The sequence below is a fragment of the Citreicoccus inhibens genome (genome assembly GCF_019039035.1).
Lineage (GTDB): Bacteria > Myxococcota > Myxococcia > Myxococcales > Myxococcaceae > Citreicoccus > Citreicoccus inhibens.
Map to the genome: position 1 here is coordinate 95,236 of NZ_JAHNZT010000013.1, position 13,453 is coordinate 108,688.

Sequence of the window (13,453 nt, forward strand, 5' to 3'; positions counted from 1 at the left end):
GGCGCGGGGATGGGCACGCGGGGTGCAATCCCGCCCGGCGAACCCTCCCGAACCTTCAAGGAAGGACGCACCCATGGCCTCCTCATTCTCGCCGTCGCAGAGCGCCGCCACGCTGTCGGCCATCGCCTATCTCGGACAGTACGAATTCAACTCCTGGCGCTTCGCCACCATGAACAAGGCGATGGCGGGGACGCTGGGGGGCTCGTGGAGCATCGTCTGGGGCCCCGCGACCGCCGGCCAGGACCTGGCCTACGTGGCCTATGACGGTGACAGCACCTACGCGGTGGTGGTGCGTGGCACGCTCGTCACGCGCGTGGAGGATCTCCTCCAGGACAAGACCATTGGGACCCAGGTGGCGCTGCCGTTCAGCGCGCCGTCCTTCCCCAACGCGCAGATTTCACAGGGCGCCGCCGAGGTCTGGACGAACATCAACAGCATGGACTCGTCGGTGCCGGGCTCGGGGGCGGGCGGGTTGCTCGCGTTCCTCCAGGGGCTCTCAGGCTCACCCACCGTCCTGGTCACGGGGCACAGCCTGGGGGGGCAGACGGCCTCGGTGCTCGCCGCCTGGTTCGCGAGCACCTTGAGCGGCGCCACCGTCGTTCCCATCACCGTGGCCGCGCCCACGGCGGGCAACGCCGCCTTCGCCTCCGCGTACGACTCCGTGTTCGCGTCGAGCGCGCAGCGGCTCTTCAACACGCTCGACGTGGTGCCGATGCTCTGGACGGTGGCGGGGTTGGACACCCTCCTCACGCTCTACTCGGGCGGCCCCCAGTGCGGCCCCACGTGCTCCGCCGCGGTCAACAGCGCGCTCAACACGCTGCAGAAGGGCGGGGTGACGTACGTGCAGCCGAGCGCCAGCACGAGCCTGACGGGGTCGCTCTACAGCGAGAGCGGCATCCTCGCCTTCGAGGACGAGGTCCTCGCTCAGCACAGCGCCCTCTACTACATGAGTCTCCTGGGCATTCCGACCAGCACCATCCAGGTCCTCAACAAGGACTGGGCCCCTCCGAGCACGGCGGCGGTTCGCTCGGTGGCGTGAGTCGAGCGGGCGAGGCTTCCCGTTCCACCCGACGGGAGGCTACCGTGCGCGCACCGAGTGCGCCCGGTGGAGGTGGGGCGCGGCTCGAGCCACCCGCGTCCCACTGCTTCGAGGAGTCCCCGCATGTCTCGCGCCGCACCCGCCTTCGATCTCGCCTCCGTGGACGTGGAGGGCTTTCACCGCGAGGTGAAGGCGCTGCGCGCGGAGATGGAGGCGAACCTGGGCGAGCCGGATGCGGCGCACCTGCGGAAGATCGAGCGCTGGGGCCGCGCGGCGACGCTCGTGGGACTGGCCACCTGCTGGGTGATGCCCAATCCGCTCAGCGCCTTCGCGCTCGGGCTGGGGCGCTCCACGCGGTGGCTGCTCATGCACCACGTGGGGCACCGTGGCTATGACCGCGTGCCTGGCGTGGGCACGGCCCGCACGAGCAAGGGGTTCGCGCGGGGCGTGCGGCGGTATGTCGACTGGCTCGACTGGATGTTGCCGGACGCGTGGGTCTACGAGCACAACGTCCTGCACCACTCGTTCACGGGTGAAGAGGCCGACCCCGACCTGCTGGAGCGCAACGCCGAGGGCACGCTGCGCAACGCGGAGCGGCCGTTGTGGCTGCGCTACACCCAGCTCGCGCTGCTCGCCCTGACGTGGCGTGCCAGCTACTACGCCCCCGAGACGCTCGGGTCGCTGCGCCGCAAGGGCCGGCGTGAAGGCGGCGCGCTCACGGGCGCGGAGCTGCGCGAGCTGTTCACGCGCTGCTACCTGCCATATGCCGCCGTGAACTTCGTGCTGTTGCCGGCGCTGTTCCTGCTGGTGAGCCCCTGGGCCGCGTTCAGCGTGCTGTGCAACTCGGTGCTCGCGGACATCTTCACCAACCTGCACACCTTCCTCGTGGTGGGGCCCAACCACACGGGCGAGGACCTGTACCGCTTCGACTCGTCGCCCGCGAACAAGGGTGAGCGCTTCGTGCAGCAGGTGGTCGGCAGCGCGAACTACCGGACGGGCGGGGACCTGAACGACTTCGCCCACCTGTGGCTGAACTATCAGATCGAGCACCACCTCTGGCCGGACATGCCCATGCTCAAGTATCGCGAGGTGCAGCCCAGGGTGCGCGCCCTCTGCGAGAAATACGGCATCCCGTACGTGCAAGAGAGCGTGTGGACGCGCGCGAAGAAGATGGTGGCCGTGGTCGTGGGGCAGCGCTCCATGCGGCGCATGGCACCCCCGCTGGCGCGCGCGGACATCACGGCGGCGTGACGCTCGCTCAGGTCGCCACGGCGCCGCGCTTGCGAGCCGGGGCGGCGCGCGCGAGGGTCGCGGGCGGTTGCGTCGCGGGGTCCTCGTCGTGGCGCACCGCCTGCCCGTCCACCACCTGCACGCCATCCGGGCGGGCGGGGGGCCCCAGGGTCGCGCGCAGCACGCGGTAGCTCTCCTCCAGCCGCCGATAGAGCGAGTTGAAGGTAATCTGCGCGGTGCCCGGCATGTCCTCGGTATAGGTGAAGTACCAGCGCAGCTCGTCCAGGCGCGAGTAGAAGTGATCCACCACCGCTGACTCCTGCTCGGTGAGGTGGACGAGCTGGGCGAAGGCGCCATCCGCGTAGCGCGAGGCGATGGTGCCCAGGAGCGGCTCGCGGCTGCGCAAGCGCGAGAAGAGGAGGAACATCTCATCGCGCCGCGCGTCCAGCCGCCGCATGATGCCAGCGGCATCCATGGCGAGCAGGTTGCGCACGCGCGCGGTCATCTCATCGGCCTTCCGGCGGCGAGCCATGGACGCGCAGCCTACCGCGCCTGCTACGGTTCGGCGCCATGGTGCTCAAGATTGTGCAAGCAGGGGAGCCGGTCCTCCGGCAGCCAGCGCGCGACCTGACGGTGGAGGAGATCCGCGGGCCAGACATCCAGCGGCTCATCGCGCTCATGCGGGACACGATGCGCGACGCGCCCGGCGTGGGGTTGGCCGCGCCTCAGGTGGGCGTGGGCGTGCGGCTGGTGGTCGTGGAGGATCGGGCCGAATACCAGGCGGGCCTGTCCCCCGCTGAACTGTCCACGCGCGAGCGCACGCCCGTGGGCTTTCACGTGCTCGCCAACCCCCGGCTGTTCGTGGAGGATGCCTCGCCGGTCGAGTTCCACGAGGGCTGCTTGAGCGTGGCGGGCTTCGCGGCGCTGGTGCCTCGGGCGCGAGGGGTGCGGGTGGAGGCGCTCAACGAACTGGGTGAGCCGGTGACGGTGTGGGCGCGGGGCTGGTACGCGCGCATCCTTCAGCACGAGTTGGATCACCTGGACGGCACGCTCTACGTGGACCGGATGGAGTCGCGCAGCCTCACCACGCAGGAGAACCACCGCCGACACTGGGCGGGCCGCACGACCGCCGAGGTCCGCGCGGCGCTGAAGCTGAGCGAGCGGCCACCCTCCACTCGCTAGGAGAACCGCATGGGCAGCCTCCTGTTCACGCCGCTCACCTTGCGTGGCCTCACGCTGCGCAATCGCATCGTCGTCTCGCCCATGTGCCAGTACTCCAGCGAGGACGGCTTCGCGAACGACTGGCACCAGGTGCACCTGGGGAGCCGCGCCGTGGGGGGCGCGGGCCTCGTGCTCACCGAGGCCACCGCGGTGGAGGCCCTCGGGCGCATCTCTCCGAAGGACCTGGGCTTGTGGAAGGACGCGCAGGTGGAGCGGCTCGCGCGCATCAACGCGTTCGTGCTCGCGCAGGGCGCCGCGGTGGGCGTGCAGCTCGCGCACGCGGGGCGCAAGGCCTCCACCGCGCCGCCATGGGAAGGGCAGGGCGCGGTCCCTCCCGAGGCAGGGGGCTGGCGTCCCGTGGGCGCCTCCGGGGAGCCGTTCGATACGGGCTCGCCCGTGCCGGAGGCGCTCGACGCGGTGGGGATCGCGCGCGTGGTGCACGCGTTCGCGGCGGCGGCGGGCCGAGCGCTGGAGGCGGGCTTCCAGGTCGCCGAGGTGCATGCCGCGCACGGGTATCTGCTGCACGAGTTCCTCTCGCCTCGGACCAACACGCGCACGGATCGCTACGGAGGTTCGTTCGAGAACCGCACGCGCCTCCTGTTGGACGTGGTGCGCGCCGTGCGTGGCCGTTGGCCAGAGTCGATGCCCGTCTTCGTCCGGTTGTCCGCCATCGACTGGGTGGAGAATGGATGGACCGTGGAGGACTCCGTCGCGTTGGCGAAGAAGCTGGCGCCGGAGGGCGTGGACCTCATCGACTGTTCCTCGGGGGGCCTCATCCCGGGCGTGAAGATTCCCGTCGGGCCCGGCTACCAGACGCCGCTGGCCGAGCGCGTGCGTCGTGAGGCGGGTGTGCTCACGGGCGCGGTGGGGATGATCCGCTCGGCGATGCAGGCCGAGCACGTGCTGCGGACCGGTCAGGCGGATGTCGTCATCCTCGCGCGCGAGCTGCTGAGAGACCCCTACTGGCCGCTGCGCGCCGCGCGGCAGCTGAAGGAAGACGTGGCGTGGCCGCCGCAGTACGCGCGCGCCAAGGACTGAGGCGAGGTCGGGGCTCGCCCAGTGCCCCGGTTCCTTGCCAGTCGTTCCGGCTGTCCGCGCGGGCTGGGAAGCTTCCGCGTCGCTTGCGCCGGGCACCATCCTGACGGGTCGACCCATGGCCCGGGCCTCGGGCCAGGAGGGAGTGCCCCATGTCCTCTTCGAGACGCCGCAGTCAGGGCCTCACCGCCGGCCTGTTGCTGTGGGGCTTGTTCGCCTTCCCGGTGCCGGGGGGCGCGGCGTCCGATGCGCCGCGGCCTTCGTCGAGCGGGCAGGCCTGCGGTGGGTTCGCCGGCGCGCCGTGCCCTCAGGGCTACCACTGCGCGGACGCTCCCAGCGATGACTGCGACCCCGCGCGAGGTGGCGCGGACTGCGCTGGAGTCTGCGCGCCCGGCGGAGCTCCCGCGAAGAAGCCTGCCTGCGAGGGCGCGAAGTCTTCCGGGAAGGAGGCGACCGGGGGCTCCGGAGCCGCGACCGCGGCGTGCCCCCAGGGCTGTCCCCATTGCCGCGCCCGAGACAGCGCGCCCCCGAACCCGTAGACCGGGCTACAGCGAGAACCGGACGCCCACGCGCTCCTGGAACATGTGCACGTTGGTGTGGACGAGCCGGGCGAACGTGTACGAGCCCTGAAAGGTGAGCCCGAACCAGCGATTGGGATGCCACTCCACTCCCGCCCAGACCTCGGGGAACGTACCGAACCGCGTCTCCGTATCCGGGTCCGCGTCGTGGTGATCGAAGTCGTCCCAGTCGAAGTCCATCGCGGTGACGGCAGCGGCCTCGAGGCCCAACAGCCCCCGGCTGGCTCCCACGCCGCCGAACTTCAGGCCCGCGCCCGCGTAGGGCACCCAGCGCTGCTCCGCGCTGTCTCGCCAGCGGTACAGGAAGCCGGGCGCCAGGCCGAACTCCGCGAAGTTCACGTCCGTGCCCGCCGCGCCCGAGCCCTCCAGGTGGATGCGCAGCGCCCAGCGCGTGCCCAGGTCAATCTGGACGCCCGTGGACAGGCTGGCGCCCTGAACGCTGCCGTGCCGCGTGAAGGCCTGCATGGGCCCGATCGACACGGGCTCCATGTTGAAGCCCGCGCCGAACAGGCCCGCCCGAGGCAGGTCCTCGGTCACGGGAGCCTGCGCGAGCACCATCATCAAGGGGACCAGCAGCATGTCTTCTCCGAAGCGACGCTAGAGCCCAGCGACCTTGGCCGAGCTGGACACGGTGTAGCTGAACGACAGGGTCTGTTGCGAGCGGGGCTCCGCCTTCAGCTCGAAGCGCACGATGCCCTCGGCACTCACGCGCGTGGGAGCGGTCTGCGCCGAGTCCTTCACGAGCGCGACCTCCACGGCCGCGACCTCGGACACGGGGATGCGCTCCTCCAGGGCCAGGGCTTCCGGACGCGCGCCCATGTTGGACACAAAGAGCTTCACCTTGTGGGTCCGCGTGCGGCGGCTGGTGAGCATCCGCGTCTCCTCGGTCTCCTCCACCTGCCGGGCGATGCGCAGCGCGTCCTCGCTGCCGAAGCCCAGCTTCACGTGCTCGTTGCGTCCGGTGAACTTCAGCTGCGCGCGCCCCACGTAGCCGCTGGAGCGCACCAGGTCCACCGGGCCCGCGAGCAGGACCGAGGGCCCCACGTTCTCGAAGCGGGCCACGCGGTGCACCAGGGGGGACTGCTCGGGACACGCCACCAGCTCCGAGCGAGCCGGCGCCGTGAAGAGCATCAAGGGGATCCGGTGCGGCTCACCGTTCGAGAGCACCTGGGCCGGATGCGGCGCGGCCAGCGTGAGCGCCTCGCCGCCGTCGTCCATCCCGGGCAGCGTGTCGGGCTTTCTCGAGTGCGTCGCCTCGCCCGTCGTCTGGATGACTTCCTCGCGCACGGACACGTCCACCACGCGCTTCTCGCGCTCGGACTTGTCGCGCAGCCAGAGCCAATCCTCGGCGAGCCGGGGAGGTGTCGCGCCGAGCGTGGGACGCGCGGTGGAGAACGTGAGGCCAACGTCCTTCCAGTCTTCTCCGGTGTGCTGCCACACCACGGCCTCGCACTCCACCGTCACCTGCTCGCCGTTCTCCGTGGAGCGCAGCGTGGCGCGGTACGCCGGGCGCCAGGCCGCGCAGGGCACCAGATAGCTGAGCGTCACCGTGGTGGCTCCACCGGTGGGGTGGTTCACCTCCAGCTCGGCCAGGGTGTCCATCTTCGGCTCGGGCTGGAGGGCCTGCGCCGCGGCGTTCTGGGCCTGATTGAGTTCGTGGGTCGCGGCCTCTTCGCGTTGCCGCGCCTCGCGCAGCTGGGCCTCCACCGCGTCGAGCTGCTCGCGGGCCAGACCCAGCTGTTCGCGCCATGTGACGGGATGGGCGTCGCCCACGCCGGTCTGCTCCGCGATGGCGCGGTACACATCCGCGCGAGCGCTCTGCAGGAGGCCCTGCTTGACGACGAGCCGCTGCACGTCCGCCGCGCGTCGCGCCTGCTCCTCCCTCAGCGTGGCCACGCGCCGCTCCACCTCCGTGCGCAGCGCCCGCTCGGCCTCGGGAGGTTGCGGGCGCGTCACCCGTCGCAGTCGGGCCTGGGAGACGACTCCACCGGACAGCCTGGCTTGGAGCGAGCGGTCCACCGCCACGCGAGGAAGTCCCTCGATGACGAGCCGCTGGGCGCCAGGGGCGAGGGTGACCTCGCCACGGCGCTCCACGAGCGCGCGGTCCTCCAGCAGGGTCACCTGGCTCACGGGCAAAGAGAGGGGCGCGTGCATCAGGTCCTCCGGTTGCCGCCGTCGAGCATCTTCGCGGCGGGGATCTTGATGGTCCATGTGGCCTTCAGCGTCTGCGACTCACCGGGCTGTAGCGCCACGCGCCATGCCCGCTCTCCTTCCACAACCGTCTCACCCGGCAGCAGCGCACGCTTCTGCCAGCCGGGCGCGACCTCGGCCTCGTCGACCTTGATGTCCTTCTCCGAGGGGGGAACGACGGGCAGCCGCTCCTGCACCTCCAGCGTCACCCGATGGCCGAGCCGATTGGCCACGTCGATGAGGACCTGATGCGTGAGCAGCGTGTTGCCGCCGAACATGCCGCCCGAGGCTTCATCGAAGCGGGTGTTGCGAGCGACCTTGATGGCCTCCTCGACGCCCAGGCCCAAGCGCTGCGTGGCGCCTGGCGCCAGGGTGGGCAGGGGAGACGTCATGAGGAACTCCTCGCCGAGCGTCACGTCCACTGGCCCCGCGAGGAGCGGGTGCGCGGTCCGGTTCTCGATGCGCAGGGTGCGGAACGCGCGGGGCTCCACCGAGGGCACGCAGAGGTACTCGGCGACGAGGCCCACGGGGACGGCGAGCAGGGGCACCGTGTGCCACGCCCCATCCGAGGGAACCTCCGCGCGCGCCTCCACCTCGAAGCGCGCGTCGAAGTGCTGCGCGGACTCGCGCGGGGGGACGGTCCAGGTGGGCGCCGGCACGTTGTGGATGCCTCGGGCCCGTTGCTCTTGCGTGGCGAGCAACGTGACGACATCGACCTGGACACGAACGGCCGTGAGCGCGAGCAGCTCTCGCGAGGCGTCCGTGGGGCGTGGGCGCAGGCGACCGCGTGCCCCGGGGACCTCGGCCGACATCAGCGTGAGTTGCTGATAGTCGAGCAGCGACTCAGAGACCTCCAGCCGCGGCTCCGAGACGTCCTGGCTCGGCGAGGGGGCTCCGCCCTCGTCGTCGAGAGCCATCTCGGGCTCTCCGCCAAAGCTCGGCTCGTCCGCTTCCATGAGCAGCTCTTTGGGCGCGGGCTCCGCGCTGCGCTTCTTGCTCTTCTCCTGGTTGCGCATCATCCCGCCGCCGCGAGAGGACGCGGGCGCGATGGCCTGCGCCGGAGCGGCGGGGCGCGAAGGGGAGGGCAGGCCGCCCCCGGGCGCTGGGGCACGCGGGGGCGGCGGGGGGACGGGCATCGCGCCGTCCATCGCCCCGTAAGTGGCGATGTTCGCGACCGCGTCGCGCGGCGCCGAGCCTCCACCGACGCGAAGGTCTGGCATGTTCTTGGGCGCCGCGGCGGGGGGCGACATCGGCTTTCGCGGGCGCACCGGCGGGGGCGCGCTGTCGTAGCCCGCGAACAGCTCATCCAGTCCCGCGGCCGGTTCGCGCCAGCCCGAGCGGGGAGGAGGAGGTTGGCTGCGGCCGATACGCAGCGCCTTCAGCTCGGGCACCTCCGCGCGTCGCTCCAGGTCCGCCGTGGACACCGACAGGCGCACGCCGCTCCAGTCCTCGCCCGTAAGCTGGAGCACCGAGGCGCGCATGCGCAGCGTGCCGTCCTGCAACGAGCGCGGCAGCCGCAGGTCATACGTGGGCACCCAGCGCGCCCCGGTGACGGCGTACTCCAGCGCGATGCGAGCGGGGCCCTCCGAGGTCAACGGCCCCGCCAATGACAGCACCGCCGCGCGATACAGCTGCGCGCGCTGGCCTCGCGCCGCGCCGGACTGCTCGCGGATCCGCGCGCGGCGAAGGTCCAGCTCGGCCTGGGCATCGCGCTCCTCGCGTTCCAACTCCAGCCGCCGCGAGCTCAGCGCGGACAGCTCCGCGTCCACGAACTCCGCCAGCGCGAGCGTCGCGGACAGCGGCGTCTGTCGCGGTGGCTCGCCCTTGCGGTTCGGGAGCGCGGTGGGCTTCAGCTCCATCAGTTCCTGGATGTCGCGCCGCGTCTGCTCCAGCCGGGCGCTCACGTCGGCGCGGGCTCGCTCGGCGCGCTCCAGGGCGTGGCGCTCAGCGGGCAGATCCGCTTCGGTGGGGAGCCGCACGTCGAAGAGTGGCTGGATGCCACGCACGACCAGGCCCGCGGGCCCTTCCACCACGCGGGCGCGAAGCGAGCCCACGCGCAGCGACAGGGGCAATCCTTCGATCCTCACCTCCGCGGGGAAGCGGCCTCCCTCGCTGGGCACGGAGAGGAGGCGGGTGCACAGCGCTCCCTCCGCGTGAACGGTGACCGCATCCAAGACGGACGGAACAACTGGCATCGAGCCCCCTCGTCGCGAAGAGGACGACACGCTATCCGAGGAGCCCCGACACAGGCCATCACCTCGGCCATTCGCGCCGGGCGAGGGGGTGGGTCAGAACAGCGACAGCTGCGTGCTCGCCCCGCCCTGTGGCGTCTTGGGCGGCAAGGGATGGAAGCCGCGCGCGCGGGCCCACTCCTCGGTGGGGCCTGCCCACTGGTGCACGCTCATGAGCACGTGGCCCTTCTCATCAAAGCCCACGCCTTCCTCCTCGAGCCGCTCCTTCTGGCCGTGGCCCGAGGTGCTGATGCCCCCGGTGCGATTGATGATCCGCTGCCAGGGGCAGGTCGCCGCGCGAGCGCCCAGCGCGGCCATGGCATGCCCCACGATTCGCGCATCGCAGCCGTCCCCGACAATGGTCGCGATGTCGCCGTAGGTGGACACCTGTCCGCGAGGGACCTCCTCGCAGACCCTAAAGATGCGCTCGTAATAGTCGCGCTCGTCGCGTGCGGTGGGGGTGCTCATGAAGCCTCCGGGGTGGGGGCGCCTAGATGGCCGCTCGCCCGGGTTGAGTCAAGCGGGGGGGGCGCGCGTGCAAAGCGCGCGGAGGCCGGATGTGCTCGGACCGACAGCGACCGAGCAGCGCTTCGTCTCGGGGCCCCATTGGAGGTGCCGAAGCCGCGTGTTGTAGGTTTCCGCCCATGGCCGAGCCGCGCACGGAAAGCGTGAAGTGGGTCGAAAAGGTCATCGAGGTCGTGCGGGCCCGCGGTTGGAAGGCGCTCGACACCTTGGACCGCTACCGACCCGAAGCTCCGCTGTTCCGTCCTCTCTCGCCCGACGTGCTCGCGTCGCTCACGTTGCCCCACGGCGCGCCCTTGCCACCCTCGCTGCGGAGCTGGCTTGGCTTCGATGCGGGCTTCCTGGCGCACTGGGGCTGGTTCGAACTGGAGCCCACCTTTCGTTGGACGCCGCGCTCGCTCCAGGAGATCGCCCGCGCCGAGTACGACGGCGAGCCCTCGCCGGAGATGGAAGCCCAGGTCACTCCGGAGCCTGACGACCCTGAGGCCTCGGGTCCGCGCGAAGTGGCGTGGTCGCAGTCCTTCGCGGTGCCGTCCATGGCGCACGCGTTCCTGTTGCCGGGAGGCTCCGACACGCGGCGGGTCTACGTGCTCACCTCCGCGCCCGACGCGGCCGGCGACTACCCGGTGCTGTACACGGACATCGATGATCAGCCGCTCCTGGCCGTGCTGTACCCAGGGCTGGACCTGTATCTGGCGGAGACCGCGGGCCTGCTGAAGCCCGAGGGCGTGGACTTCAACACGGTGCGCGAGGACCGGCGCTTCCGCGCGCGCTTCCGTCATCACGAGCGGGTGGCGCTGGCCGGGCGCCGCGAGGTCGAGTGGCCCGCGGAGGTGCTCGCACCGCCGCGCGCCGAGGTGGCGGACGTCATCAACCCGTTCACCGGCATCCCCGTGCAGGTGTTCTCGCTGGCGCGCGAGGACTGGACGCAGCTGCTCACGCAGCTCCACCCCCCGAGCGCGCGCACGGCGCTCAAGGGCGCGAGCGAGGCGAACCTCGCCCGCATCGAGGCGCGCTGGGGCTGGCCGCTGCCGCCCGCTCTGCGCCGCTTCCTGGCGGGGGTGGATGGCCTGCGCCTGGGGCGCTACCACTTCCTGGAGAGTGCCGAGCTGTTGGCGGAGGTGCCGCAACGCGCGCTCGCGACGCGCGCCGCGGGGCAGCTCCCGCCTCCGGAGGGCCCACGGCTCTTCTGGGCCGAGTCGAAGGCGGATGACGTGCTCGCCTATCTGGAGGTCCAGGACGGCGAGGTCATCTGCTTCGTGGCCGACGAAGGACTGGTCCGCGAGGAGCCGTGCCTGGAGACGCTGGAGGCGCTGGTGGAGCGCGCGCGCGTGCAGGACTGAGGGCCGCGCCGCGACTCACGGGTCGACGGTGAGGATGTCGGTGGAGATGCGGATGGGCGAGCCCCAGTCAATCTTCACTCGGAACTCCACGCGGCCTTCCTTCACCACGATGTTCTGGACCGTGTAGGCCGCGACGCCATTGAAGCGATTGCCCGCGTTGTCGACCTCGCTGGCGGACACGTAGACGTGCGAGCCCGCGTGGATGGCGCCCCAATTGAATCCGAAGTTCACCGTGCCGTTCACGCTGGGCCAGCCGTCGTACCGCAGCGCCGCGCCGGTGAGGGTGCCGCTGATGTTGCGAGGCGTCTGACGTGCATCCACGGTCATCTCAAAGTCGGGCTTCTGGGCGGGGGAGCGGCCCGTCGACTCGGAGCTGGTGGCGTGGGATTGCAACAGGGCGAGGGACGACACCGCGACGACGACGGCGAGGGGACGGGGGTTCATGGAAGGACTCCTGGGGAAGGGCGCGGATGCGCGAGGGAGGGGGAGGATCCCGTGGCGTGGCCCGCGCGTTCCACGCGACCCGAGCGCCTGTCCCTTGTTCTGTGCCCAGCGGAGGTCCTGCGCTCTCGTCTCGGGCGCGCCCTGGCCTGCCGTTCGCATCGCGGCGCGAAGACTCGTTACAGTGGATTCTTCGAGTGGAGGCATGCGTGGAGCGCCAGCGAAGCATGGGGGGACATGCGGCGGAGATGGAGGCCGCGCGGAGCTGTGTGGCGTGCGGCGCGGTCCGGGAGGCGCTTCGCTGCGGGCACTGCGGCGCGGCCGATGCCCCGGGGGGCTATTGTGTCCAGCGCGTCCTCTCCCAGTCGGCGCATGGTCGCGTGTATCTGGCGCTGGATGCCTCGGGCCGACGCGTCGCGCTCAAGGAGCTGCTCTTCGCCCTGGTCCCTGGCCCCGAGCAGCTGGATGCCTTCGAGCGGGAAGCCGCGGTGCTGCGCTCGCTGTCGCATCCGGACATCCCCCGGTTCCTCGCCAGCTTCCAAGAGGGGACCGGGGTGGGGACGCGGCTCTATCTGGCGCAGGAGTACCTGGAGGGAGAGTCGCTGCTCCAGCGCCTCGAACGCGAGCCGCTGCGCGAGGACGAAGCCTGGAGTCTCGCGGAGCAGGTGCTGGAGACCCTCGACTCGCTGCACCAGCGGCGGCCTGCGCTACTGCACCGCGATGTGAAGCCCGCCAACCTCATCCTGCGGCCCGGGGGCCGCGTGGCCCTGGTGGACTTCGGCTCGGCGCGGCATCTGGCCCGCGAGGTGACCCATGGCTCCACGTTGGTGGGGACCTTCGGGTACATGCCCCCCGAGCAGCTGGGGGGCACCGTGGAGCCCTCCAGCGACCTCTATGCCCTGGGCGCAACACTCGTCCACGCGCTGAGCGGACGCTCACCGGCGGACCTCCTCGATGAGCGCCTGAGGCTCGCGTTCGACGCCGACGTCCGGGTGTCTGCGTCGCTTCGGACCTTCCTCCATACGTTGGTGGCGCCGCGCCGCTCGGAGCGCTTCGGCTCGGCCGCCACCGCGCTCGAACGCCTCCGCTCACTGCGCGCTCCGCCGGGGCCTGCGCCTGTCGGAGCCGTCGTCGCGCTTCAGCCCGCGCCGGTCGCGCCGCTCCCTGTCGAGCCCGTCGCCTCCCTCGCCGCCGAGCCCGAGGGGGGCCTCCATGCGGCGTCGGCCCAGGCGACCCAGGAGGCCGTGCCGCCCGTTCGACGAAACGCGCTGCGGTGGGTCCTCCTAGGGGCCGCCACGGTGGTGGGGTTGGGCGTGGCGCTGACCACGGGCTACCTCGTGCTCAGGCCTCGCGCGGAATCTCCTCTTCCTGCGCCGCCGGCGGTCGCGCCCTCGCATGGGGGCCGGCCGGTGGCGCCCCTCCCCGCGGACGATCCGGGCGGCGAGCATCGCCACTTCCGCACGCCCTGGCAGCCCGGTGCGGGCTCGCGGTAGGCTCGCGAGCGGCTGGAAGACCACGCGAGGAGGGGGGACCTCGCGGCCCGGAGCGCACGCGCCCGTGGCTGACCGGCCACATCCCTCCGGCCTCGGGCGGCCTCCCGAGCCTAGGACCCTGACCGTGAGG

Annotated in this window: 13 protein-coding genes; 7 read left to right on the plus strand and 6 right to left on the minus strand. The window is 71.6% G+C overall.

Going from position 1 to position 13,453, the window contains the following annotated elements; all coding sequences use genetic code 11:
• Window positions 1-73: 73 nt before the first annotated feature.
• Both KRR26_RS17615 and KRR26_RS17620 read left to right on the plus strand, forming a co-directional pair.
• Window positions 74-1,039, plus strand: a complete 966-nt coding sequence (locus KRR26_RS17615; RefSeq protein ID WP_217080359.1) for a lipase family protein — start codon at window positions 74-76, stop codon at window positions 1,037-1,039.
• A gap of 123 nt (window positions 1,040-1,162) precedes the next feature.
• The gene (locus tag KRR26_RS17620; RefSeq protein ID WP_120209933.1) at window positions 1,163-2,290 is read left to right on the plus strand and encodes a fatty acid desaturase family protein; all 1,128 of its coding nucleotides are present in this window, start codon (window positions 1,163-1,165) and stop codon (window positions 2,288-2,290) included.
• 7 nt (window positions 2,291-2,297) lie between these two features.
• Here the strand turns inward: KRR26_RS17620 and KRR26_RS17625 are convergent, their stop codons facing one another.
• The gene (locus tag KRR26_RS17625; RefSeq protein WP_217080360.1) at window positions 2,298-2,801 is read right to left on the minus strand and encodes a hypothetical protein; all 504 of its coding nucleotides are present in this window, start codon (window positions 2,799-2,801) and stop codon (window positions 2,298-2,300) included.
• Window positions 2,802-2,839: 38 nt separating this feature from the next.
• Here KRR26_RS17625 and def point away from each other — a divergent pair, with 38 nt between their 5' ends.
• From def to KRR26_RS17640, 3 genes are all read left to right on the plus strand, one after another.
• Window positions 2,840-3,451 (plus strand): peptide deformylase, encoded by a 612-nt coding sequence (def, locus tag KRR26_RS17630; RefSeq protein ID WP_120209931.1) that lies wholly within the window; start codon window positions 2,840-2,842, stop codon window positions 3,449-3,451.
• Between the two features lie 9 nt (window positions 3,452-3,460).
• Window positions 3,461-4,528 (plus strand): NADH:flavin oxidoreductase/NADH oxidase, encoded by a 1,068-nt coding sequence (locus tag KRR26_RS17635; protein WP_217080361.1) that lies wholly within the window; start codon window positions 3,461-3,463, stop codon window positions 4,526-4,528.
• A gap of 149 nt (window positions 4,529-4,677) precedes the next feature.
• Window positions 4,678-5,064 (plus strand): hypothetical protein, encoded by a 387-nt coding sequence (locus KRR26_RS17640; RefSeq protein ID WP_120209929.1) that lies wholly within the window; start codon window positions 4,678-4,680, stop codon window positions 5,062-5,064.
• Window positions 5,065-5,070: 6 nt separating this feature from the next.
• Here the strand turns inward: KRR26_RS17640 and KRR26_RS17645 are convergent, their stop codons facing one another.
• The 4 genes from KRR26_RS17645 to KRR26_RS17660 form a co-directional block, all read right to left on the minus strand.
• Window positions 5,071-5,682: a hypothetical protein gene (locus KRR26_RS17645; protein ID WP_217080362.1), complete on the minus strand. Its 612-nt coding sequence runs from the start codon at window positions 5,680-5,682 to the stop codon at window positions 5,071-5,073.
• Between the two features lie 18 nt (window positions 5,683-5,700).
• Window positions 5,701-7,257 (minus strand): mucoidy inhibitor MuiA family protein, encoded by a 1,557-nt coding sequence (locus KRR26_RS17650; protein WP_217080363.1) that lies wholly within the window; start codon window positions 7,255-7,257, stop codon window positions 5,701-5,703.
• Entirely contained in the window at window positions 7,257-9,488 is a 2,232-nt protein-coding gene (locus KRR26_RS17655; RefSeq protein ID WP_217080364.1) for a DUF4139 domain-containing protein, read from the minus strand. The genes KRR26_RS17650 and KRR26_RS17655 overlap by 1 nt, the downstream gene beginning before the upstream one ends.
• A 93-nt stretch (window positions 9,489-9,581) precedes the next feature.
• A complete protein-coding gene (locus KRR26_RS17660) occupies window positions 9,582-9,992 on the minus strand; it encodes an MGMT family protein (protein ID WP_120209925.1) in 411 nt (136 codons plus the stop codon).
• A 200-nt stretch (window positions 9,993-10,192) separates the two neighbouring features.
• Here KRR26_RS17660 and KRR26_RS17665 point away from each other — a divergent pair, with 200 nt between their 5' ends.
• Window positions 10,193-11,389, plus strand: a complete 1,197-nt coding sequence (locus tag KRR26_RS17665; RefSeq protein WP_217080365.1) for an SMI1/KNR4 family protein — start codon at window positions 10,193-10,195, stop codon at window positions 11,387-11,389.
• 15 nt (window positions 11,390-11,404) lie between these two features.
• On the opposite strand, the gene KRR26_RS17670 is transcribed toward KRR26_RS17665, so the two are convergent.
• Window positions 11,405-11,833 carry a hypothetical protein gene (locus KRR26_RS17670; protein WP_120209923.1) on the minus strand — a complete coding sequence of 143 codons (429 nt, stop codon included), beginning with the start codon at window positions 11,831-11,833 and terminating at the stop codon, window positions 11,405-11,407.
• A 206-nt stretch (window positions 11,834-12,039) separates the two neighbouring features.
• Between KRR26_RS17670 and KRR26_RS17675 the strand changes: the two genes are divergently transcribed.
• Entirely contained in the window at window positions 12,040-13,323 is a 1,284-nt protein-coding gene (locus KRR26_RS17675; RefSeq protein ID WP_217080366.1) for a serine/threonine-protein kinase, read from the plus strand.
• Window positions 13,324-13,453: the final 130 nt, after the last annotated feature.